This is a genomic window from Herbaspirillum sp. C7C8, from assembly GCF_022627875.1.
Classification (GTDB): domain Bacteria; phylum Pseudomonadota; class Gammaproteobacteria; order Burkholderiales; family Burkholderiaceae_D; genus Herbaspirillum.
The window spans coordinates 22,097-44,022 of record NZ_JABXGG010000023.1; the positions used below are offsets into that span (position 1 = coordinate 22,097).

Genomic DNA, 21,926 nt, shown 5'->3' on the forward strand with positions numbered 1-21,926 from the left:
CGGGAAGAGGGCGATGGTCAGCGGTCCATCGCCTTTTCCAGGAAGCGCCAGATGCCGGGGTCCGACATCCCGGCGACGTTGATGCGCATGCGGGTGGAGGGCAGTTGCGAGGGCGAGAACAGGCTGCCCGGCGCCAGCAGGAATCCCTGTTCCATCGCCTCTTCGGTCAGCACGTTGGTATCACGCCCGGTATCGACCCACAGGAACATGCCGCAGGGCGGCGGATCCTCCACCTCCATGCCCATCCTCTCCAGCTGGCGCATCACCTTGTCGCGCGCACCGTTCAGACGCGCCCGCAGTCGTTCCGCATGCTTGCGGTAATGCCCTTCGGAAAGCACCCGGTAGGCCACCCGTTCACCGATCTCGCCGGTGGTGAGTGTGGAGAGCAGCTTGCGGTCGGCCAGGCTGCGCGCCAGTTCGGCCGAGGTGGCGATGAAGCCCACGCGCAGGTTGGCCGAGAGGGTCTTGGAAAACCCGCCGAGATAGATCACCCGCTGCAACTGGTCCAGCGCCGCAATGCGCGTGGCGGCCTGCACGGCCGAGCCGGGGTGCATGTCGCAATAGATGTCGTCCTCGACGATGATGAAGTCATGCTCCTCGGCGATACGCAGCACCTGGAACGCCTTGGCAGCTGACAGCGAGGTCGAGGTCGGGTTGTGCAGCACCGAGTTGATCACGTACAGCTTGGGTTTGTGGATGGCCGCCAGCTCGCGCAACTGGGCGATGTCCGGGCCATCGGCCAGGCGCGGGATACCGACGATCCTGGCCCCCAGCGCGGCAAAGGAACCGAACATCAGGAACCAGGCCGGATCATCCACGAAGATCACATCGCCCGGCCGCAGGAAGTGGCGCGCCACCGTATCGATGGCCTGGGTCACGCCGGTGGTCAGCACGAACTGCTCGGGCGCGGCCGCGATTTCCAGCTCGGCCAGCTTCAACTGCAATTGCTGGCGCAGCGGCAGGAAACCCAGCGGTGTGCCGTAGCCCAGCAGCAGGGAAGGATTGTCACGGCTGATGGCGCGCAGGGCGTTGGCGATCAGTTCGCCATCGAGCCAGTCCGGCGGCAGCAGGCCGCCCCCGGGCATCTTGTGCGGCGGCATCTGGCGAAACATGTTGCGGACCAGCCAGACCACATCCAGCCCGCGTTCGGCCTCGGCCACCGCCTCAGCCTGCGCGGCCAGGTTGCCGTAGCCGTTGGCGACGGCCACCCGTTCCTTGACGAAGAATCCCGAGCCCCGGCGTGACTCCAGATAGCCCTGGGCCACCAGCCGGTCAAAGGCTTCCACCACGGTAAAGCGCGAGATCTCGTGGGCATCGGCAAACTGCCGGATCGAGGGCATGCGCGCGCCGCCACGCAGCAGCTTGTCATCGATGCGGGCGCGTACGCCGCGCACGATCTGGTCCACCAGCGACTCGCCACTCTCGCGAATGAGCAGCGGCCAGCCGGGCAGGGCGCTGTCACTGGACAGTGTCTTGGAGGGAATACTGCGCAGATGCTTGACTGTATTGGTCATTTTACCGTGACAATGTTTAAAACTATTTGGAAAAGTGTACAGGTACTGTACTGGTATTGTCGGCTAGGATGTCAGCCAATGCAAGAGTAAGCGGCCTGGCGGGAATGCGCCGGACCGGGCTGCGATCAGTGCTCTTGTTTCGCATCTTTTCGAGGAGACCATCGTCATGACCAGCCTGTCCATCCAAGCCAGCCAAGCCACCCGGACTGCCAGCGAACTGCTGCCCGGCCTGGAAGAGATCGAACAGGCGGCCGGCATCGTCTACGCCGGCATGGCTCCGACCCCGCAACTGTGCTGGCCGTTGCTGAACCAGGCGCTGGCTGCCGAGGTGTGGGTCAAGCATGAGAACCACGCCCCGACCGGTGCCTTCAAGGTGCGCGGTGGCATGGTCTATCTGCATCACCTGGCCCGGCAGCAGCCGCAACTGTCCGGCGTCATTTCCGCTACACGCGGCAATCATGGCCAGTCGGTCGGTTTGTCGGCGCGGCGCTTTGGCATCGCCGCCACCATCGTGGTCCCCGAAGGCAACAGCCGCGAAAAGAATGCCGCCATGCGCGCCCTGGGCGTGGACCTGATCGAGCATGGCCGCGAATTCCAGGATAGCCGCGAACATGCCCAGCGTCTGGCCGGCGAGCAGCAACTGCACATGATCCCTTCCTTCCATCGTCACCTGGTGGCGGGCGTGTCGACCTACTGGATGGAGCTCTTCGCCGCCCAGCCCGGGCTGGATGTGGTGCTGGTGCCCATCGGGCAAGGTTCCGGTATGTGTGGTGCGGTTGCGGCCCGCAATGCGCTGGGTTTGAAGACGCGCATCATCGGCGTGGTCTCGGCCCATGCGCTGGCCTACAAGCTCTCTTTCGAGGCGGGCCGCAAGATCGAAGCGCCGGTCTCGACCGGCATCGCCGATGGCGTGGCCTGTCGTGTGCCGGACCAGGCTTCGCTGGACGTGATGCTCCGCGACGTTGACGAGGTCGTCGCCGTCACTGATGACGAAGTGATGGATGCCATGAAGCTGGCCTTCATCGCCACCCACAATGTGGCCGAAGGCGCGGGTGCCTGTGCGCTGGCCGCCGCCCTGCAACTGCGCGCGCGTCTGCGCGGCCAGAAGATCGGTGTCACGCTCTCCGGCGGCAACGTCGATCACGACGTCTTCGCCCGTGTGCTGGCACGCCCGAGCGCTGCGGCCGATGCGCTTCTGGCACCGGCGCAGGTGGTGTCGCTGGCGCAGGCTGCGCACAGGAGAAACGCATGATCGAAGCCTTGTTGCCGCTGATGTCGTTTGCCTTCGTCTCCTCCATCACGCCGGGGCCGAACAACATCATGCTGACCTCCTCGGGCATCTGGTTCGGCTTCCGGCGATCCCTGCCGCACATGCTGGGCATCACCTTCGGCTTCGGTGTGCTGCTGGCCGTATGCGCATTCGGTATAGGTCAACTGGTGGTGGCGCTGCCGCAAGTGGTGCTGTTGTTGAAGGCGCTGGGATGCGCCTATCTGCTTCATCTGGCCTGGCAATTGCGCCGCATGGGCATTGCCGGTGCGGGTGAGCGGGCGGTGCAGCCGATGTCGTTCCTGGGGGCGGCGATGTTCCAGTTCGCCAATCCCAAGGGGTGGGTGATGGCCATTACCGGTGCCTCGGCCTTCATGCCGTTACTGCATGAACGCGCCGGCTGGCTGGCCATCCTGATCTACTGTACGGTGTTCTGCGCGGTCAACCTGCCTTGCGTGTCGGTGTGGGCCGGCGCCGGTGCGGTCTTGCGGCGCTATCTCGAACAGCCCCGGTGGCGCGCGATCTTTGCGGGCATCATGGTCTCGCTGACACTCTATTCGGCGCTGGCAATCTGGTTGTAGCAGTAGCAAATGAAAAATGATTTGGTGCAATAACGCGTTTTGACGACAGGGGACCCTCATGCAAGCCAGCAGCAAGACCCGCCACCCCGCAGCAAGAACTTCCGGCGTCATCCGTCACGAAAGTCGCGGCATGTGGCTGGGCCTGATCGGCGTGGCCATCTTCAGCCTCACGCTGCCCTTTACCCGGGTCGCCGTGGCCGAGCTCAATCCGGCCTTCATCGCCTTTGGCCGCGCGGTGGTGGCCGGCGTCTGTGCGCTCGCGCTGCTGGCCTGGATCAAGGCCCCGCGTCCGACGCGCCAGCAACTGCGCGGTCTCATCATCACGGCGCTGGGCGTGGTGGTGGGTTTTCCGTTGTTTTCCTCGATCGCCATGCGCTATGTCCCGGCCGCCCACGGCGCCGTGGTAGTGGGCCTGCTGCCGCTGGCGACCGCCCTGTTCGGTGCGCTGCGCTTCGGCGAGCGGCCCTCGAAGGGTTTCTGGCTGGCGGCGCTGGCGGGCTCCGGCATCGTGATCGCGTTTGCCTTGCGCGAGGGCGGCGGCAGTTTCCATCTGGCCGACTTCGCTCTGTTCGCCGCCGTGGTGACTGCCGCCATGGGATATGCCGAAGGCGGACGCCTGGCTCAGAGCATGGGCGGACAGAACGTGATCGCCTGGGCGCTGGTGGTGGCCCTGCCGGTGATGTTGCCGGTCTCGGTGTGGCTGGGCTGGCAGTACGGAGTGAGGGCGTCGGCACCGGCCTGGCTGGCCTTTGCCTATGTATCGCTGTTCTCGATGTTCATCGGTTTCTTCTTCTGGTACAAGGGCCTGGCCCTGGGCGGTATTGCCCGTGTCGGGCAGGTGCAATTGTTGCAACCTTTCATGAGCCTGCTGGGCGCGGCGGTGATCGCCCATGAGGCGCTGGATGCGAGCAACATGCTCTTCGCCCTGGCCGTGATCGTGGTGGTAGCCATCGGCCGTCGCATGGCGGTGCGCCGCTGACACGGTGCTGACCGGGTTTGCGAGCCGAAATAGTTCAGCCGGTACGGGCTAAAGCTGCCGTTTTTTGAGATAATCGAGCACTTGTTTTTTCACATTTTGTCAACGCGCAACGCGCGAGCCAACTGTCTTTTGGCCGCAAGCGGGCGCTGTCCAACTGGGAGTACCGCATGTCCGTCTATGAAAAGCTGAAAGCACTGAACATCGAACTGCCCGCCGTGGCCACCCCGGCAGCAGCCTATGTGATGTATGCACAAACCGGCAATACCGTCTTCCTCTCCGGCCACCTGGCCAAGAAGGATGGCAAGGTCTGGGTCGGTCAGCTGGGACGCGACATCGGCACCGACGACGCCAAACTGGCTGCGCGCGCCGTGGCCGTGGACCTGATCGCCACCCTGCAGGCCGCCTGTGGTGGCGACCTGACCCGCGTCAAGCGCATCGTCAAGCTGATGAGCCTGGTCAATTCGACCGGCGAATTCACCGAACATCATCTGGTGACCAATGGCGCCTCCGAGCTGATCGGTGAAGTCTTTGGCGAAGTCGGCAAGCATGCCCGTTCAGCCTTTGGCGTGGCGCAACTGCCCATGGGCGCCTGCGTGGAAATCGAAATGATCGCCGAGATCGCCTGATCGCCGATCCCATGCACTGCCCGGCTGTTGCGGCCGCAGAAGCCGCACGGCCCGAAGCACTCTCACACCGACACAGACTCTACGAACCGTATGAAACTCGAAAATCCCGCACCGCTGCAGTGGCAGTTCTCCCAGCGCGCCGAAGCCATGAAGAGCTCGGCCATCCGCGAAATCCTGAAGGTGACGATGCGTCCTGACATCACCTCCTTCGCCGGTGGCCTGCCCTCGCCGCTGACCTTCCCGGTCGAGCACATGAAGACCGCCTTCGACCGCGTGTTGAGCCAGCAGGGCAAGATGGCCCTGCAATACGGCCCGACCGATGGCTACCTGCCGCTGCGTGAATGGATCGCGGCGTCGCTGTCCACCAACGGCGCTCAGATCACCGCCGAGCAGGTGCTGATGGTTTCCGGTTCCCAGCAGGGCCTGGACCTGCTGGGCAAGGTGATGATCGACGAAGGCAGCAAGGTGCTGGTCGAGACCCCCAGCTACCTGGGCGCGCTGCAAGCCTTCTCGCTGTACGGTGCCAAGTTCGAATCGGTGCCGAGTGACGAGTTCGGCCTGCAACCCGAGACCATCGACGCCATCGCCGCTGGTGCGCGCATGCTGTATTCGCTGCCCAATTTCCAGAACCCGACCGGCCGCACCCTGCCCACCGAGCGCCGTTTCAAGCTGGTGGAAACCTGTGCCCGCCTGGGTCTGCCGCTGATCGAAGATGATCCCTACGGTGCCCTGAGCTACCAGAATGCACCGCTGCCCAAGATGCTGTCGATGAACCCGTCGGGCGTGATCTACATGGGTTCCTTCTCCAAGGTGCTGACCCCCGGCATCCGCCTGGGTTACGTGGTCGCACCGCGCCCGCTGATCCTGAAGATGGAGCAGGCCAAGCAGGCCACCGACCTGCACACTGCGCAGCTGACCCAGATGGTGGTGTACGAAGCCATCAAGGACGGCTTCCTGGACCAGCACGTGCCGACCATCCGCAAGCTCTACGGCGACCAGTGCCAGGCCATGCTGGACGCGCTGCAACAGTACTTCCCGGCCAGCTGCAGCTGGAGCAAGCCGGAGGGCGGCATGTTCATCTGGGTGACTCTGCCCGAGCACCTGGACGCCAGCGCGCTGTTGAATGAAGCCGTGGAACAGGAGAAGGTCGCCTTCGTTCCGGGCGCACCGTTCTACGCCAACGTGGCGCAGAAGAACACGCTGCGCCTGTCCTTCGTGACCGTGCCGCCGGAGCAGATCCGCGCCGGTGTGGAGCGCCTGGGCAAGCTGATTGCGTCCAAGCTGTAATCAGGGCCGAGCGCTTCACGGATGAAGATCGCCCATTTGCCCTTCGGCACTACGGACTGGAGCCAGATCCCCGCCACCGAGCATGCCGGCGTCACCGGCACCGCCTGGTGGCGTACCTGCCAGTTCGGCGACCTGCGCGTGCGCATGGTCGAATACACGCCCGGTTACCTGGCCGACCACTGGTGCGTGAAAGGACATGTGCTGCTCTGCCTGGAAGGGGAGCTGCATACCGAGCTGGAGGACGGTCGCACTTTTGTCCTCAAGCCGGGCATGAGCTACCAGGTCGCCGACGGGGCTGAACCGCACCGGTCGTCGACGGCGGTGGGGGCGAAGTTGTTCATCGTGGATTGATTGGCAGACGTAGCGCAGCTTGCGCTATCGCATGCTCGCCAAGGCCCGCATCGGAAACGATGCGGGCCTTGTTGTTGATGTACTCCTGATTCACTGATCCAGCTTGAGCGTCTCCCCATGCTTGAGCGTGAGGAACTGTTCCTGTGGCAAGCCCGCCTCGCGCAGGGCCTTGGCCAGCTCCCTGGGCGGCTCGTCGAGCGCGTCGTCGGCCAGTTCGAAGGTCCCCCAATGAATGGCCACCGAACGCTTGGCCCGCACGTCCTCGTGGATCAGGACGGCCTGGGCCGGGTCCACATGCTGGTTCTGCATGAACCAGCGTGGCGCATAGGCACCGATGGGGATGAGCGCCAGGTCGAAGTGGCCGAAGCGTTCGCCGATGTCGCGGAAGTCCTTCGAATATCCGGTATCGCCCGCAAAATAGACGGAGAAGGGCTCGGCGCCTGCTTGCTGCGCCGCCGCCTGGATCACCCAGCCACCCCACAAGGTCTCTGAACGGTCGAACACGCCACGCGCCGACCAATGCGTGGCAGGGACGAAGTAGATGTCCAGGTTGTCCAGAACGGTCTTGTCCCACCAGTCCATTTCTTTCACGTTGGTGATGCCCAGCGCCAGGAACCACTCACGCACCCCCAGCGGCACCAGGAACAGCGGCGGCCCGCCAGCCTGCAGATTCAGTTGCTGCACGCTCGCCTGGTCCAGGTGGTCGTAATGGTTGTGCGAGATCACCACCACGTCGACATGCGGCAGCTCGCTGATCTGCATCGGCAGCGGTACCTTGCGCGACGGCCCGATGAAGGAGAAGGGCGAGGCCCGCTGCGAGAACATCGGATCGGTCAGCACGTTCTTGCCGCCCAGTTGCACCAGCGCCGTGGCATGACCGATCCAGGTCACGCTGGGTCTGCCGTGGTTGGACTTGAGCCAGGCCAGGTCGGGCTTGACGACGGGAAACTGGTAATTGTTCTCGGGCGGCTTGGGCAGGCCCTGGGTCAGGCGCTCCCACTGCCATTTCCAGAAGGAGCCCCGCTCGGGTTGCGGGTAGTTGTTGCGAAATCCCGTCTCGGTGCGATTGCTCTTGTTGGGGTCGTAGTACTTGTTGGAGGAAGAGCAGGCAGTCAGTCCGGCGGCCAGCAGCAGGACCGCCAGGCCACGGGTGAGGTGTCGCAGGGGCTGCCGCAGGCAGGATGTCGCAGGGGGCATGGAGGAGGCGCGGCAGCCGCGCAGTGATGACGGTGAGCGACATCCTAGCAGGCCGCAGCGCAGCCTGCAGACGATGTGCCTACATCACGTATTGCGCCAGCCCGCGCCCGAATGACCAGTTGCCCTTGTCGCCCTCGACCAGGCTGATCATCACGTCATCCGGTCCGATGCCGGGGGCTTGCTGCAGGCGCGCCACGATGGAGGCGTACAGCGCGTTCTTCTGCGCCTGGGTACGCGTATTGCTGACTGTAAGCTGGATCAGCACGAAGTCATCCGTACGGGCCATGCCCATGTAACTGCGGCTGAAGACCAGCTCTTCCGGGTCATGCTCGGTGATGACCATGAAGCGGTCGTCCTCCGGTACATTGAAGCTCTCGCGCAGCGCCTCATAGACATTGTCGGCGATGGCGCTGCGATAGGCGCGGGACTTGCCGCGCAACAGGGAAATGCGGACCAGGGGCATGACGTTCTCCTTGCAGGTTGATGAAAAGCTGGAGCGGGTGGTCTCCATGCCTTGCATGCTATGCTGGTGCGATGATTTCAAAAACCACTGATGGATGATTTCAATGATTGAAATTCATCATCATGGATATCTGACCACAAGAGGCTACACGTCATGGAAAAACCGCTGGATCTGGACACCGTTCAAGCCTTCGTCCTGGCCGCCGACCTGCAAAGCTTCACGCGCGCGGCCGAAGCGCTGGACAGTACGCAATCGGCCATCAGTTTCAAACTCAAGAAGCTGGAGCATCGTCTGGGCCGTCGCCTGCTGGAGCGCACGCCGCGTCAGGTGCGGCTGTCGACCGAAGGCCAGCAGTTCCTGCCGGCTGCGCGCAACCTGCTGGCCGCACATGAACGTGCGCTGGAGCAACTGGACCAGGGGCCGGTACGCTTTTCGGTAGGCATCAGCGACCACGTGGCCGGTGCCGCCCTGCCGCGTGCGCTGGCGCAGCTGCATGCAGTTGATCCCGGCGTGGTGGTGGAGGTGCGCGTGGGCTCCTCGCATGAGCTGATGCCGGCCTATGAACGCGGCGAGCTCGATGCCGTCATCGTGCGCCGTGAACCGCAGGATCGGGGCGGCAAATTGGTGATGGAAGAACGCATCGGCTGGTTTGCCCATCCCGATGCGCAATGCTGGTCGGGCGCAGCCCTGCGCGTGGCGACCTTTTCCTCGGCCTGCCGGATTCGCGAATTGTCCTTGCGCAGGCTCGACGCTGCCGGTATCGCGTGGGTGGAAGTGTTCGTCGGCGGCGGCATCCTGGCCGTGGGGGCGGCGGTCAGTGCAGGATTGGCGGTGTCGGCCCTGCTGCATCGCTGCGCACCGCCTGGAGCGGTGGAGGTTGGCCAGCGGCTGGGACTGCCGTCATTGCCGCTGGCGCAGGTGCGCCTGCATTCCCGGGTCAAGCAGGCGCGTACGCAAGCGGCGTTGCGTACGCTGGTAGCGGCGTTGAAGGCGGGTTGAGCGACTGGGCGCGTTTTTTGCCGTCGCTTGCGCAACCACGCCGATCGTTATGTGACCGACCGCATCACATAGCGCCCATGCTGACGGCTTGGCAGAGGGTGGGGGGACGCTCAGGACATGCCGTCCTCACAGAATCGCTGGACTTTCCTCGAAGAATTTCGTGGCGAGACCCCGCGCGCTATCGCCAATGTGATCCTCACATTTTTTCGAAAAAAATCCCTTGAAAACCAAAATCCCCATCCCTAGATCGGTACCAGCAGATGCTCGATGTTGAGGTCTGCGACGAAAACATCGCTTAACTGAAAGGATATTTTTATGCGTACTTTTGATCTCTCCCCCCTGTACCGTACCGCTATCGGCTTCGATCGCCTGGCCCAGATGTTCGACAACGCCCAGCGCACTGATCAGCCCAGCTATCCGCCCTACAACATCGAACTGGTGGCCGAGGACAAATACCGGATCACCATGGCCGTGGCCGGTTTCGCCCGCAGCGAAATCGATATCGAGACCGAAAACGAAACCCTCAAAATTACCGGCCGCAAGCAGAAGGAAGACAAGCAGGTCAACTTCCTGCACCGCGGCATCGCTGCCCGTGACTTCGAACAGCGCTTCCAGCTGGCCAATCACATCAAGGTGGTCGGCGCCAACCTGGAAAACGGCCTGCTCAATATCGAGCTGGTCCGTGAAATTCCCGAAGCGCTCAAGCCGCGCAAGATCGAGATCGGCGCCGCCGAAGACGGCAACGTCCAGCGCCTGGAACGCGCCGCCTGATCGCAGCCCCCCCGCCCAACGGCGATCCTCGCGCAGGATCGCCCTGGTCTGCACCGCCCGTCTCACCGGGCGGTTTTTTGCATGCTTCACGACGCTTGTGATTGACGCCACCTGGCGGCTTGGTTACGTTACAGCTTGCACTTCAACTTCACCGCTCACGACCCGGCACGTGCTCCAAGGCCGGACCAACTGCTCAAAAGAGATTGGCACAGGAGCAATATCTTGCGTATATTGCGTCGGCCACAGGGAGAAACGCGTGAACGACCACCGATACCAGCACATCAATCCCGAACCTCTGCTCGATGCCATGGGTGGGGATGTCGCCGCCTGCCGCCACATGTTCGGTACCTTCGCCCAGAGCGCCCCCGCCACTTTTGCCCGGCTCGAACAGGCCATCCGCGCCGATGATGCGCCCCAGGTCAAACGCGAGGCGCACAGCCTCAAGAGCATGACCGCCCTGGTCGGCGCGGGCGTTCTGACCGACCTGCTCAAGAGCGTGGAAAGCCAGTCCCGCGCCGAACCGCCGCAAAGCGCCCAGCCGCGCCTGCCCGAATTGCAGAGCCTGTTCGCTGCCGTCGCCGCCGAAGTGCGTCACTACGTCGACCAGATCGGCGTGGCCCAGTAAGGCCACGGCCGCATTGCACACGTCTCCTCCCGCACCGGTCGGGCATCCCCCCGCAAGGCGCGCAGGGCCGGGAGTGCTCCGTCAATTCCTTCATGAATTACCGACTCATCAGTCAGTAACCTGACGTACATCAATCGGCTTTTCAGCAGGTCTCTTCATAATGTGGACACGAAAGACGAAGCTTTAAACAAAGCTTCGGATGCAGCATCTTGTCGCCACATTTCCTGCCGATGTCGAGAATCACGATGTGCGAGCCCTCCCTGCGAATCCGTCCCTTGCTGGCCGTCTTGCCGCTCCTGCTGGCCGCCTGTCAGTCGATGGCACCGCACTACCAGCGTCCCGCAGCGCCCGTGGCCGCGCACTATCCCCGGCAGGAAGACGCCACGGACGCACTGACGGTGGCGCTGCGCTGGGAGGATTTCTTCCGCGACCGGCAACTGCAAGCGCTCATTGCGCAGGCCCTGGTCAACAACCGCGACCTGCGCGTGGCGGCATTGCGGGTAGAAGAGGCGAGGGCGCTCTACGGCATCCAGCGCGCCGACCTGTTTCCGGCCATCGGCGCGCAAGCGGGACTGGATCGCTCGCGCACCCCGGCTGATCTGAACTTGACCGGCCGTCCGCTGGTTGGCAGCGCCTATCAGGCCGGGCTGGGCTTGAGCACCTGGGAGCTGGACCTGTGGGGTCGCCTGCGCAGCCTCGATGACGCTGCCCTGCAAAACGCCCTGGCCAGCGAAGCCACGCGCCGCGCCGCCGCCCTGAGCCTGGTGGCGCAGGTGGCCGACGCCTGGCTGGAACTGGCCGAGATCGACGAGCGCCTGGCCATCGCCCGCGACACCATCGCCAGCCGCCAGGAGAGCTATCGCATCTTTGCGCGCCGGGTCGAGGTCGGTGCCACCTCGCGCCTGAACCTGACCCAGATCGAAACCCTGCTGACCCAGGCCCAGGCGTTGGGTGCACAGCTGGAACAGCAGCGCGCGCAGCGCCTGAATGCCTTGACGCTGCTGGTCGGTGCTCCGGTGGATCTGCCAGTCGGCCAGGCGCGCACTGCGCTGGAGACGGTTTTCCCCGAGATGGCTCCGGGCACGCCGTCGCTATTGCTCACGCGACGCCCGGATGTGGCCGCCGCCGAGCATCGCCTGCAGGCCGCCAACGCCAACATCGGCGCCGCACGTGCCGCCTTCTTCCCCAGTATCTCGCTGACCGGCACGCTCGGCACGGCCAGTGCCGAACTGAACGGGCTGTTCCGCGATGGCAGCCATGCCTGGAGCTTCTCGCCCGGCATCTCGGTGCCGATCTTCACGGCAGGCCGCTTGCGCAACAACCTGGACCTGACCGAAGTACGCCGCGATCTGGCCGTGGCCAATTACGAGAAGACCGTACAAGCCGCCTTCCGGGACGTCGCCGATGCCCTGGCCGCGCGCCAGTGGCTGGCCCGCCAGCTGGCCATCGCCGAGACGGCCGAGCAGGTCCAGGCCGAGCGCGCGCGCCTGTCCACGCTGCGCTATGACAACGGCGCTGCACCTTTCCTCGACGTGCTGGACGCCCAGCGTGAGCTGCTGAGCGCGCGCCAGCAACGGGTGCAGATCCGGCGCGCCCTGCTGTCCTCGGCCGTGGCGCTGTATGCGGCGCTGGGCGGCGACAGCAATGCGTCCACGGCTTTCCCCCTTTCTTCCGGACCTCGACCATGACGCTCCCTCACGCCAAGAAACCCCTGCTGGCCGCTGCCCTGGCCGTCATCCTTGCAGGCGGTGCCGCCTATGCCTGGCTGCGCCTGCATCAGAGCGGCCCGGGCGAGGGCTTTGCCAGCGGCAATGGCCGTATCGAAGCCACCGAGGTGGACGTGGCCACCAAGCTGGCTGGACGGGTCGATGCCATGCTCGTCAATGAGGGCGATTTCGTCAGTGCCGGCCAGCCGCTGGCGCGCATGCAGGTGCTGTCGCTGCAAGCCCAGCGCGACGAAGCCCAGGCGCGTCAGCAGCAATCGGTTGAGGCCGTGGCCAGTGCCGAAGCCCAGGTGGCCGTGCGTGAGAGCGACCACCAGGCCGCACTGGCCCAGCTCGCCCAGCGCGAGAGCGAGCTCGATGCAGCCCGGCGTCGGCTGGCGCGCTCCGAGGTGCTGGTCAAGGAGGGCGCATCGTCCTTGCAGGAAGTGGACGATGACCGCGCCCGCGTGGTGGGCATGCAAGCCGCCGTGACCGCCGCCCGCGCCCAGGTGACCGCCGCCGAGGCCGCCGTGGCCGCAGCGCGCACCCAGGTCAGCGGTGCGCGCGCCACGGTGACTGCCGCCGTGGCCACGGTCCAGCGCATCAAGGTCGACATCGACGACAGCACGCTCACCGCGCCGCGCGCCGGCCGCGTGCAATATCGCATCGTCCAGCCGGGCGAAGTGCTGGGCAGTGGCGGCAAGCTGCTCAACCTGGTGGACCTGAGCGACGTCTACATGACTTTCTTCGTGCCCGAGGCCGTGGCCGGCCGGCTGGCGCTGGGCGGCGAGGCCCGCATCGTGCTCGATGCAGCGCCGCAGTATGTGATCCCGGCCCGGATTTCCTTTGTCGCCAGCACTGCCCAGTTCACCCCCAAGACGGTGGAAACGGCCAGCGAGCGGCAGAAGCTGATGTTTCGCGTCAAGGCGCAGATCGATCCGGCGCTGCTGCGCCAGCACCTGACGCTGGTCAAGACCGGTTTGCCAGGCGTGGCCTGGGTGCGTACCGATGAGGCGCGCGACTGGCCGGCCACGCTGGCGGTGCAGGTCCCGCGATGAAGGAGTCGCGCGGCCAGGGCCCGGTGGCGCGCCTGTCGGGCGTGTCGCTGCACTATGGCAGCAAGCCGGCCTTGCAGGCGGTATCGCTGGAGATTCCGGCTGGCTGCATGGTCGGCCTGATCGGGCCCGATGGCGTGGGCAAATCCAGCCTCCTGTCACTGGTGGCCGGTGCGCGCGCCTTGCAACAGGGCGAGGTGGAGGTGCTGGGCGGCGACATGCGCCGCGCCGCGCATCGTGAGCAGGTCTGCCCGCGCATCGCCTACATGCCGCAAGGGCTGGGCAAGAATCTCTATCCCACGCTTTCCGTCGAAGAAAACCTGCAATTCTTCGGACGCCTGTTCGGCCAGTCCGCACAGGAGCGCCGCAGCCGCATCGATACGCTCACTACCGGCACCGGCCTGGCGCCTTTCCTGGCACGGCCGGCGGGCAAGCTCTCCGGCGGCATGAAGCAGAAGCTGGGACTGTGCTGCGCGCTGATCCATGATCCCGATCTGCTGATCCTGGACGAGCCCACTACCGGCGTCGATCCGCTTTCGCGCGCGCAGTTCTGGTCCCTGATCGGACATATCCGCCAGCAACGTCCCGGCATGAGCGTCATCGTCGCCACCGCCTACATGGAGGAGGCTGACCGCTTCGATTTCCTGGTCGCCATGAACGCCGGCCAGGTGCTGGCCACCGGCACCCCCGCTGAACTGCACGCCCGCACCGGCACCGCCGCGCTGGAAGAGGCCTTCATCGCCTTGCTGCCGCCCGACCAGCGGCGCGGCCATCAGCCGGTGCAGGTGACACCGCCGGACCCGGCGCGCGAGGCCGACATCGCCATCCAAGCGCGCGGCCTGACCATGCGCTTTGGCGACTTCATGGCGGTGGATCATGTGGACTTTCGCATCCGGCGCGGCGAGATCTTCGGCTTTCTCGGCTCCAACGGCTGCGGCAAGTCCACCACCATGAAGATGCTGACCGGCCTCCTGCCCGCCAGCGAAGGCCAGGCCTGGCTGTTCGGCCAGGCCGTCGATCCGCGCGACATGGCCACGCGTGCGCGCGTGGGCTACATGTCGCAGGCCTTTTCGCTGTATGGCGAACTGAGCGTGCGCCAGAACCTGATCCTGCATGCGCGCCTGTACCGCGTACCGCCCGGGCAGATCGATGCGCGTACCGAGGAGATGGCGCAGCGTTTCGGCCTGCTGGAGGTGATGGACAGCCTGCCCGAGAGCCTGCCCCTGGGTATTCGCCAGCGCCTGTCGCTGGCCGTGGCGATGGTGCACAAGCCGGAACTGCTGATCCTGGATGAGCCCACCTCGGGCGTGGACCCGATTGCGCGCGACCTGTTCTGGCAGCTGATGATCGATCTGGCACGCCGCGACCAGGTGACCATTTTCATTTCCACCCATTTCATGAACGAGGCCCAGCGCTGCGATCGCATCTCGCTCATGCACGCCGGCCGCGTGCTGGTCAGCGCCACCCCCGACGAACTGATCCGCCAGCGCGGTGCTGCCAATCTGGAACAAGCCTTCATCGCCTATCTGGAAGAGGCGGCGGGGAAGGGCGCGGCGACGTCGGCACCTGAAGCAAAGCTCACATCGGCCTCAAACCGCCCCTCCATGCAGCCCGCCTTGCGCCGCGCAAGCCTGCGTACCCGCCTGGGCCGGGCGCTGAGCTACAGCCAGCGCGAGAGCCTGGAACTGCGGCGTGACCCGGTGCGTGCCACGCTGGCCTTGCTGGGGTCGGTGATCCTGATGTTCATCATCGGCTATGGCATCAACCTCGATGTGGAAAACCTCAGCTACGCCGTGCTCGACCGCGACCAGACCGGCCTGAGCCAGAACTATGCGCTCAATCTCTCGGGGTCGCGCTACTTCATCGAACGGCCGCCCATCAGCGATTACCCGGACCTGGACCGCCGCATGCGCAGCGGCGAGATTTCGCTGGCCATCGAGATCCCCTCAGGCTTTGCCCGCGACATTGCCCGTGGCAAGCCGGTGGAAATCGGGGCCTGGGTTGACGGCGCCATGCCCACCCGTGCCGAGACCGTGCGCGGCTACGTGCAGGGCATCCATCAACTGTGGCTGGCCGACATGGCCACACACCGCCTGGGCCAGCCACTGGCGCAGGCCGCCGCCATCGAGACGCGCTATCGCTACAACCCGGATGTGAAGAGCCTGCCGGCCATGGTGCCGGCCATCATCCCGCTGCTGCTGATGATGATCCCGGCCATGCTGACGGCGCTGTCGGTGGTGCGCGAGAAGGAGCTGGGCTCTATCCTCAATCTCTACGTCACGCCGGTCACGCGCATCGAATTCCTGCTCGGCAAGCAGTTGCCCTATCTGCTCCTGGGCATGCTCAATTTCGCCATGCTGACGCTGCTGGCGGTGACCGTGTTCGGGGTGCCGGTCAAGGGCAGTCTCTTCACGCTGACGCTGGCGGCGCTGGTCTTCGTGATCTGCTCCACCGGTTTTGGGCTGTTGGCCTCGACCTTCACCCGCAGCCAGATTGCGGCCGTGTTCGTGACCATGATCGGCACCATCATTCCCTGCGTGCAGTTTGCCGGCCTGTTGAATCCGGTTTCCTCGCTCGAAGGCATGGGCGCCCTGATCGGGCAGGTCTATCCGGCCACGCATTTCCTTACCATCAGCCGAGGCGTGTTCAGCAAGGCGCTCGCGGTGGGGGACCTGGGCGGTTCGTTCTGGCCGCTGGTGGTGGCCGCGCCCGTGATCCTGGGTTTGTCGGTGCTGCTGTTGAAGAAGCAGGAGCAATGAGATGCGACGCGCGCCGGCCAGCCTGTCCAATATTTTTCGCCTAGGCATCAAGGAGCTGTGGAGCCTGCTGCGCGATCCGGCCATGCTGGTGTTGATCGCCTATACCTTCACGCTCTCCATCTATGTGGCCGCCACGGCCATGCCGGAGAGTCTGCACAACGCGGCCATCGCCATCGTCGACAATGATGGTTCGCCGCTGTCGGCGCGCATTGCGTCATTGTTTTATCCGCCGCATTTCAAGGTGGCACGGCTGGTGACGGCGCGCCAGGCCGATGCCGGGCTGGATGCGGGCGACTACACCTTCGTATTGGACATCCCGGCTGACTTCCAGCGCGATGTGCTGGCCGGGCGCGCCCCGGCGGTGCAGTTGAACGTGGATGCCACGCGCATGAGCCAGGCCTTCACCGGCAACAGCTACATCCAGCAGATGGTGACCAGCGAGGTGACGCAATTCGTGCGGCGTAGCGAGACCACCGGCGCGACGCCGGTGGGGCTGGCCTTGCGCATGCGCTTCAATCCCAACCTGGAGCAATCCTGGTTTGGTTCGCTCATGGAGATCATCAACAACGTCACCATGCTCTCCATCATCCTGACCGGTGCTGCGCTCATCCGCGAGCGCGAGCACGGCACCATCGAACACCTGCTGGTCATGCCGGTCAGTCCAGCCGAGATCATGCTGGCCAAGGTGTGGGCGATGGGCTCGGTCGTGGCCCTGGCGGCGCTGGCTTCGCTGCTGCTGATCGTACGCATGGCGTTGCAGGTACCGATTGAGGGTTCGCTGGCGCTGTTCATGCTGGTGACGGTGCTGCATCTGTTTGCCACCACCTCGATGGGCATCTTCATGGCCACGCTGGCACGCTCGATGCCGCAGTTCGGGATGTTGACTGTACTGGTGCTGCTGCCGCTGCAATTGCTGTCGGGTGGCTCCACGCCGCGCGAGAGCATGCCTGTACCGGTACAGGACATCATGCTGGCCGCCCCGACCACGCATTTTGTAGCGGCGGGGCAAGCCATACTGTACCGGGGCGCTGGCCTGGAAGTGATCTGGCCGCAGCTACTGGCTATCCTGGCAATTGGCCTGGTCCTGTTTGTAGCTGCACTGGGCCGGTTCAGGAAGACCATCAGCCAGATGGCGTGACGGAGAAGCGGGCGTGCAGCGGCAGCGCCCGTGTACGGAGATGGTTGATTAGCGACGTCATCGACAAGGAGCAAGCATCATGGATTTCAACAGCCCGTCCACCTGGATACCTGCCATCGGCATTGCGCTGCTCCTGATCGGCTATGGCATGCGCGCCCGCGCGTGGGGGCCGTACTGCATGCTGGCGGGGGCGTTTGGCTTGCTGGGGGTGTTGGTGTATCGGGTGTCGGTGGCGATTGGGTGAGGATGGCACAGGTGAAGTGAGCCTGTCCGAGCGCTTGCCTTGGCAGTCCTGCTCGGCCGTCAAGGACCTACCCGATGCGGCCAGTTCACCATGCTTTCGCTGAGGAAATCAGCCACTCGCCGGGCGCGCCGCGACAAGGGCCATTCTGTCCGGTGGATCAGCCAAAGGTTATCGACCACTTGCGCGTTGTCTTCGATGACCTGCAGTTCATTCTGGCGCGCGAACGCCTGACGCGCAAAACGTGGAATCACGGTGAACCCCAGTTCGCGCGCCACCGGTTCCAGGATCAGGCCGATCTGGTTGCTGAAGCCATGGCAGGGCAACTGGCGCACGCCCGGTGCGCCCGGGAAGCGGCGGCTGAGCAGGCGCGTAGCCATGGCTTGCCCATCGGGATGATCAATGAAGCCCAGTTGTATCAGATCTTCCCAATGATCTGCACGGCGGCCAGCCGGTACCACCAACTCCAGCGGTTCTTCGGCAAAGTGCGTCACGCTCAGGCGTGCATCATCGGGCCGTAGCGCCAGCACGCCCAGTTCGTATCGGTTTTCCAGCACCTCCCGCAATACCTCGCTGTCCGGCGCAAAGCGGTGGCGCACCGACAATCCCGGCCAACGCTGCTGCAGATCCAGCAGCAGGGGATACAGGCACAGGCCGATGCTACCGGGCGTAATCAGCGAGACCTCGCCCGGCGTATCGTCCGGTGCCGCCAGACGCTGGCGCAGACGGCGTTCAGCGTATTCGGCTTCGCGGCAGTGTTCCAGCAGCGCCAGGCCTGCCGGCGTGAACTCGATGCGGCGCGGGCTGCGGATCAGCAATGGCCCCAGCTCCAGTTCCAGCTGGCGGACATGCTGACTCACGGCAGCCTGCGTGAGACCCAGACGATCGGCACTGCGGGTGAAACTGCCTTCCTCGGCCAGAGTGGCAAAGGTCCGCAGCCATTGTGGATTGAGAAGCATAAGCAGAATTTATTGTACCGATAATTTGTACCTCATTTTAATGAGGTATGGCACGTCCTACACTGGCGGCTTTATCGCACCCCGGTGCGACAGCACCGTTGGTCTCGAAAGGAAATCCCGTGTCTCCCTATCCCCGCAGCTTTTCCCATATCGGCTTGTCCGTCACCGATCTCGATGCCGCCGTCAAGTTCTACAGCGAAGTGCTGGGATGGTACCTCATCATGCCGGCCACGACGATCAGCGAAGACGACAGTGCCATCGGAGTGATGTGTACCGACGTCTTCGGCGCAGGCTGGGGCTCATTCCGCATCGCGCATCTGTCCACGGCGGATCGTGTCGGCGTGGAAATATTCGAGTTCCGCAACGCTGAACGCCCGGCCGACAATTTCCAGTACTGGAAGAGCGGTATCTTCCATTTCTGCGTGCAGGACCCCGATGTCGAAGGACTGGCCGCCAGGATCGTTGCTGCCGGCGGCAAGCAGCGCATGCCGGTGCGACATTATTTCCCCGGCGAGAAACCCTACCGCATGGTCTACATGGAAGATCCCTTCGGCAATATCCTGGAAATCTACAGTCACAGCTACGAACTGACCTATTCGGCAGGCGCCTATGTCTGAGGCCAGCACGCCCGCACTCCCTCATGAACACCGGGCCTGGTGTTGGCACGGTGGTCATGATACACACGCATTGCAGCTGCAGAGCCTGCCGTTGCCACAGCCTGGCGTTGGCCAGGTGCTGGTGCGCAATCGTGTCGTCGGTCTCAATCCGGTTGACTGGAAGGTACTGGGCGGTATGGGCGATGCCTGGGCACCCGGTCATGTTCCCGGTGTGGATGGCGCCGGTGAGATCGTGGCATTGGGTCAGGAAGTACCCGCCACCTGGCAGGGCAGTCACGTCGCCTATCACCAGGATCTGCGCCGTGATGGCAGCTTCGCCGAATACACCGTAGTCGATGCCCGCGCGCTCATGCGCATACCGCATGCCATGAGCTTCGCTACCGCAGCCGCCGTCCCCTGCCCGGCGCTGACGGCATGGATGGCGCTGCAGAAGCTGCCGCCGGCAGCCGGGCGGACGCTGCTCATCAGCGGTGCCGGCGGTTCGGTTGGCCACACTCTGGTGCAACTGGCGCGCCAGTATGGCTGGCATGTGGTGGCCATGGCGCACAGGCGTCACTGGTCACGTCTGCACGGACTGGGTGCAGAAAAATGCCTGGACGGCCCCATGCCGGAAGAACAGGGCGTCTGGCTCGAGGAACTGCAGTTTACGGCCATCATCGATTGCGTCGGTGCAGACCAGGCTACCCGTCTGGCCAGCTCACTGCAGGCCAATGGCCACATGGTGTGCATACAGGGGCGCCTGGAGCACTGGCCCTGCACACCGTTCGGCCGCGCGCTATCGCTGCATGAAGTGGCACTGGGGGCCTTGCACAGGTATGGCAACCCGACCGACTGGCAGGCGCTTACTGGCGCTGGCGAGCAGATGTTGCAGGATATCGCCACGGCAAGGCTGCAAGCCGAGCCGCATGTTCTGCATGAGTTCGATCAGCTGTCCACGGCGCTGGGAGAGCTCAAATCCCGCAATTTCTCGGGCAAGTCACTGGTGCGCGTGCATCCATGAACCAGGTTCCTGCTCCCCAGGCGAGCGCAGCGAGGATGCGTTGGATCACCTGGCTGGTCACCGGCGCTCTGTTCATGGAGATACTCGACGGCGCCATTACGATCCCGGCCATTCCCGCCATGGCACGCGACTTCGGTGTCACGCCGCTGGCGCTCAATGTCGGCATCAGCGCCTATCTGCTGGCTGTCGGGATATTCATCCCTGCCAGCAGCTGGATCGCCGACCGTTTCGGCTCGCGTCGCGTCTTCATGTCGGCCATTGCGCTTTTTACCCTGAGCTCGGTGCTCTGCGGGCTGGTGCGGAGTCTGCCGGGCTTCGTTGTCATCCGTATCGTGCAGGGGATCAGCGGTGCGCTCATGGTCCCTGTCGGAAGACTGGTGATCTTGCGCCAGACACCTCGCGAAAAGCTCATGGCCGCCATGTCGGCGCTCGTGTGGCCGGCCCTGGTGGCACCAGTCCTGGGGCCGCCATTGGGCGGATTGATCAGCCAGCACCTGGGATGGCAATGGATCTTCCTGATCAATGCGCCACTGGGCCTGGTGGCCTGGCTGGCCGCCTGGCGCATCATCCCCGATGTGCGCGCAGAAGAGCTCACCGGCTTCGACTGGAGCGGCTTCCTGCTGTGCGGCGTGGGCATCTCGCTGTTGCTCACCGCACTGGAAAAGCTGGAGAGCAGCGCCGATGCCGTTAGCCTCGTGTCCGGCCTGACCGGGCTGGCGCTGATCGCACTGGCCTGCCGCCATTTTCTGCGTAGCAGTGCACCCATGCTTGATCTGGCGGCGCTGCGCATTCCCACTTTCCGCTTTGCCATGCTCAGTGGCACCCTGGCTCGCATGGCCATCGGTGCGGTGCCTTTCCTGCTGACACTGATGTTCCAGCTCGGCTTCGGCGATGATGCCAGTACGGCTGGTTTGCTGGTGCTGGCCCTGTTTGCAGGCAATCTGCTGATGAAGACCATGACCACCCGCGTCCTGCGCGAGTTCGGATATCGCCAGGTACTGTTGTGCAATGGCGCGCTCTGTGCGCTCACGCTGCTGGGCTGCGCGCAACTTCAGCCGGCAGATTCACCCGTACTGGTGGTGCCGCTGTTGATCGCAGCCGGAATGACGCGTTCGATGCAATTTACCGCCCTCGGTACCATCGGCTTTGCCGATGTCCCCAAAACCATGATGGGCCATGCCAATGGCCTGTTCAACACGATCAGCCAACTCGGCATGGCGGCCGGCATCACCGTCGCTTCCGTCAGCGTGCGCCTGGCGCATGGCGGTCCCAGTCATGCGCTTGCACAGCCGATCATCGAAGATTTCCATTCTGCCTTCATCGTGCTTGCGTTGATGGTCGTGGCCAGCCTGGCGGGTGTGGTGAGGCTGCCAGCGCATGCGGGGCAGGATTTCATTCAGAGACGCAGTGACGGCTGAACTGCAGCGCGGGTTTGATGTGTGAACAGGCCCCAGGCGGCAGAATCATTACGTGATTCCACAGCAGGTCGGTAGTTTGACCTGAACATTGTTGACCACCGTTACATGATATCCAAGGAGGCTATATTGATGTGATCCCTTTCATCGTTGTGAAACTAACTGCGCATTCAATGAGCTGAACCCGCATCTGCGCATCCGGAACATGGATGAATCTGTCGGTGCGTTGCAAATCCAGGTAAAGCGGTTGTAAGTCGTTGATATCAGTAATGCTTCTCATTAAACTACGCAACCTTGGCAACCTCCGGTGGACCTCATTCACGGTCCGCTCATTTCTCCTGGCTGCCAAACGATCCGCGCAATCCAGCCAGCCGCCAGA

General features: G+C 64.1%; 21 protein-coding genes. 17 read left to right on the forward strand and 4 right to left on the reverse strand.

The annotated features are described in order from the left end of the window. Positions 1–17: 17 nt before the first annotated feature. Positions 18–1,514, reverse strand: coding sequence for an aminotransferase-like domain-containing protein (locus HWE01_RS20525; RefSeq protein WP_241822721.1), 1,497 nt, complete (start codon positions 1,512–1,514; stop codon positions 18–20). A gap of 166 nt (positions 1,515–1,680) precedes the next feature. Here HWE01_RS20525 and HWE01_RS20530 point away from each other — a divergent pair, with 166 nt between their 5' ends. The 6 genes from HWE01_RS20530 to HWE01_RS20555 all read left to right on the forward strand — a co-directional run bounded on the left by HWE01_RS20530 (position 1,681) and on the right by HWE01_RS20555 (position 6,605). After that, a complete protein-coding gene (locus HWE01_RS20530; protein WP_241822722.1) occupies positions 1,681–2,766 on the forward strand; it encodes a threonine dehydratase in 1,086 nt (361 codons plus the stop codon). Beyond that, a complete protein-coding gene (locus tag HWE01_RS20535; RefSeq protein WP_008327710.1) occupies positions 2,763–3,362 on the forward strand; it encodes a LysE family translocator in 600 nt (199 codons plus the stop codon). Before HWE01_RS20530 ends, HWE01_RS20535 begins: the two co-directional genes overlap by 4 nt. Before the next feature lie 58 nt (positions 3,363–3,420). After that, positions 3,421–4,341 carry a DMT family transporter gene (locus HWE01_RS20540; protein WP_008327711.1) on the forward strand — a complete coding sequence of 307 codons (921 nt, stop codon included), beginning with the start codon at positions 3,421–3,423 and terminating at the stop codon, positions 4,339–4,341. Positions 4,342–4,508: 167 nt separating this feature from the next. Next, entirely contained in the window at positions 4,509–4,967 is a 459-nt protein-coding gene (locus HWE01_RS20545; protein ID WP_008327712.1) for a RidA family protein, read from the forward strand. A gap of 90 nt (positions 4,968–5,057) precedes the next feature. Then, positions 5,058–6,254 carry an aminotransferase-like domain-containing protein gene (locus HWE01_RS20550; RefSeq protein WP_008327713.1) on the forward strand — a complete coding sequence of 399 codons (1,197 nt, stop codon included), beginning with the start codon at positions 5,058–5,060 and terminating at the stop codon, positions 6,252–6,254. Between the two features lie 21 nt (positions 6,255–6,275). Beyond that, positions 6,276–6,605, forward strand: coding sequence for a DHCW motif cupin fold protein (locus HWE01_RS20555; protein WP_008327714.1), 330 nt, complete (start codon positions 6,276–6,278; stop codon positions 6,603–6,605). Between the two features lie 90 nt (positions 6,606–6,695). Here HWE01_RS20555 and HWE01_RS20560 read toward each other — a convergent pair whose 3' ends face one another. Further along, positions 6,696–7,802: an MBL fold metallo-hydrolase gene (locus HWE01_RS20560; RefSeq protein WP_241822723.1), complete on the reverse strand. Its 1,107-nt coding sequence runs from the start codon at positions 7,800–7,802 to the stop codon at positions 6,696–6,698. A 79-nt stretch (positions 7,803–7,881) separates the two neighbouring features. Then, positions 7,882–8,265, reverse strand: a complete 384-nt coding sequence (locus tag HWE01_RS20565) for a tautomerase family protein (RefSeq protein ID WP_241822724.1) — start codon at positions 8,263–8,265, stop codon at positions 7,882–7,884. A 153-nt stretch (positions 8,266–8,418) separates the two neighbouring features. Between HWE01_RS20565 and HWE01_RS20570 the strand changes: the two genes are divergently transcribed. From HWE01_RS20570 to HWE01_RS20605, 8 genes are all read left to right on the forward strand, one after another. Continuing rightward, positions 8,419–9,264, forward strand: coding sequence for a LysR family transcriptional regulator (locus HWE01_RS20570; protein ID WP_241822725.1), 846 nt, complete (start codon positions 8,419–8,421; stop codon positions 9,262–9,264). Between the two features lie 315 nt (positions 9,265–9,579). After that, positions 9,580–10,035, forward strand: a complete 456-nt coding sequence (locus HWE01_RS20575; RefSeq protein ID WP_008327726.1) for an Hsp20 family protein — start codon at positions 9,580–9,582, stop codon at positions 10,033–10,035. Positions 10,036–10,291: 256 nt separating this feature from the next. Beyond that, the gene (locus tag HWE01_RS20580) at positions 10,292–10,660 is read left to right on the forward strand and encodes an Hpt domain-containing protein (protein ID WP_008327727.1); all 369 of its coding nucleotides are present in this window, start codon (positions 10,292–10,294) and stop codon (positions 10,658–10,660) included. A 245-nt stretch (positions 10,661–10,905) separates the two neighbouring features. Beyond that, the gene (locus tag HWE01_RS20585) at positions 10,906–12,348 is read left to right on the forward strand and encodes an efflux transporter outer membrane subunit (protein ID WP_241822726.1); all 1,443 of its coding nucleotides are present in this window, start codon (positions 10,906–10,908) and stop codon (positions 12,346–12,348) included. After that, positions 12,345–13,421, forward strand: coding sequence for an HlyD family secretion protein (locus HWE01_RS20590; protein ID WP_241822727.1), 1,077 nt, complete (start codon positions 12,345–12,347; stop codon positions 13,419–13,421). The genes HWE01_RS20585 and HWE01_RS20590 overlap by 4 nt, the downstream gene beginning before the upstream one ends. Next, complete coding sequence (gene rbbA / locus HWE01_RS20595) at positions 13,418–16,177, forward strand: ribosome-associated ATPase/putative transporter RbbA (RefSeq protein ID WP_241822728.1); 2,760 nt, start codon at positions 13,418–13,420, stop codon at positions 16,175–16,177. The genes HWE01_RS20590 and rbbA overlap by 4 nt, the downstream gene beginning before the upstream one ends. 1 nt (position 16,178) lies before the next feature. Continuing rightward, positions 16,179–17,315, forward strand: a complete 1,137-nt coding sequence (locus tag HWE01_RS20600; RefSeq protein ID WP_241822729.1) for an ABC transporter permease — start codon at positions 16,179–16,181, stop codon at positions 17,313–17,315. Between the two features lie 79 nt (positions 17,316–17,394). Further along, positions 17,395–17,559 carry a hypothetical protein gene (locus tag HWE01_RS20605; protein ID WP_241822730.1) on the forward strand — a complete coding sequence of 55 codons (165 nt, stop codon included), beginning with the start codon at positions 17,395–17,397 and terminating at the stop codon, positions 17,557–17,559. A 59-nt stretch (positions 17,560–17,618) separates the two neighbouring features. On the opposite strand, the gene HWE01_RS20610 is transcribed toward HWE01_RS20605, so the two are convergent. Continuing rightward, positions 17,619–18,515, reverse strand: coding sequence for a LysR family transcriptional regulator (locus tag HWE01_RS20610; protein ID WP_241822731.1), 897 nt, complete (start codon positions 18,513–18,515; stop codon positions 17,619–17,621). A 119-nt stretch (positions 18,516–18,634) separates the two neighbouring features. Between HWE01_RS20610 and HWE01_RS20615 the strand changes: the two genes are divergently transcribed. The 3 genes from HWE01_RS20615 to HWE01_RS20625 all read left to right on the forward strand — a co-directional run bounded on the left by HWE01_RS20615 (position 18,635) and on the right by HWE01_RS20625 (position 21,550). Then, a complete protein-coding gene (locus tag HWE01_RS20615) occupies positions 18,635–19,132 on the forward strand; it encodes a lactoylglutathione lyase family protein (protein WP_241822732.1) in 498 nt (165 codons plus the stop codon). A 70-nt stretch (positions 19,133–19,202) separates the two neighbouring features. Next, the gene (locus HWE01_RS20620) at positions 19,203–20,132 is read left to right on the forward strand and encodes a zinc-binding dehydrogenase (protein WP_241822733.1); all 930 of its coding nucleotides are present in this window, start codon (positions 19,203–19,205) and stop codon (positions 20,130–20,132) included. A 35-nt stretch (positions 20,133–20,167) separates the two neighbouring features. Then, positions 20,168–21,550 (forward strand): MFS transporter, encoded by a 1,383-nt coding sequence (locus HWE01_RS20625; RefSeq protein WP_241822734.1) that lies wholly within the window; start codon positions 20,168–20,170, stop codon positions 21,548–21,550. Positions 21,551–21,926: the final 376 nt, after the last annotated feature.

Coding starts and splice junctions, on each gene's coding strand:
- HWE01_RS20625 (WP_241822734.1), top strand. CDS start 20,168: ATGCGTTGGATCACCTGGCTGGTCACCGGCGCTCTGTTCATGGAGATA.
- HWE01_RS20590 (WP_241822727.1), top strand. CDS start 12,345: ATGACGCTCCCTCACGCCAAGAAACCCCTGCTGGCCGCTGCCCTGGCC.
- HWE01_RS20605 (WP_241822730.1), top strand. CDS start 17,395: ATGGATTTCAACAGCCCGTCCACCTGGATACCTGCCATCGGCATTGCG.
- HWE01_RS20540 (WP_008327711.1), top strand. CDS start 3,421: ATGCAAGCCAGCAGCAAGACCCGCCACCCCGCAGCAAGAACTTCCGGC.
- HWE01_RS20530 (WP_241822722.1), top strand. CDS start 1,681: ATGACCAGCCTGTCCATCCAAGCCAGCCAAGCCACCCGGACTGCCAGC.
- HWE01_RS20565 (WP_241822724.1), bottom strand. CDS start 8,265: ATGCCCCTGGTCCGCATTTCCCTGTTGCGCGGCAAGTCCCGCGCCTAT.
- HWE01_RS20560 (WP_241822723.1), bottom strand. CDS start 7,802: ATGCCCCCTGCGACATCCTGCCTGCGGCAGCCCCTGCGACACCTCACC.
- rbbA (WP_241822728.1), top strand. CDS start 13,418: ATGAAGGAGTCGCGCGGCCAGGGCCCGGTGGCGCGCCTGTCGGGCGTG.
- HWE01_RS20570 (WP_241822725.1), top strand. CDS start 8,419: ATGGAAAAACCGCTGGATCTGGACACCGTTCAAGCCTTCGTCCTGGCC.
- HWE01_RS20585 (WP_241822726.1), top strand. CDS start 10,906: ATGTGCGAGCCCTCCCTGCGAATCCGTCCCTTGCTGGCCGTCTTGCCG.
- HWE01_RS20555 (WP_008327714.1), top strand. CDS start 6,276: ATGAAGATCGCCCATTTGCCCTTCGGCACTACGGACTGGAGCCAGATC.
- HWE01_RS20575 (WP_008327726.1), top strand. CDS start 9,580: ATGCGTACTTTTGATCTCTCCCCCCTGTACCGTACCGCTATCGGCTTC.
- HWE01_RS20525 (WP_241822721.1), bottom strand. CDS start 1,514: ATGACCAATACAGTCAAGCATCTGCGCAGTATTCCCTCCAAGACACTG.
- HWE01_RS20545 (WP_008327712.1), top strand. CDS start 4,509: ATGTCCGTCTATGAAAAGCTGAAAGCACTGAACATCGAACTGCCCGCC.
- HWE01_RS20535 (WP_008327710.1), top strand. CDS start 2,763: ATGATCGAAGCCTTGTTGCCGCTGATGTCGTTTGCCTTCGTCTCCTCC.
- HWE01_RS20600 (WP_241822729.1), top strand. CDS start 16,179: ATGCGACGCGCGCCGGCCAGCCTGTCCAATATTTTTCGCCTAGGCATC.
- HWE01_RS20610 (WP_241822731.1), bottom strand. CDS start 18,515: ATGCTTCTCAATCCACAATGGCTGCGGACCTTTGCCACTCTGGCCGAG.
- HWE01_RS20550 (WP_008327713.1), top strand. CDS start 5,058: ATGAAACTCGAAAATCCCGCACCGCTGCAGTGGCAGTTCTCCCAGCGC.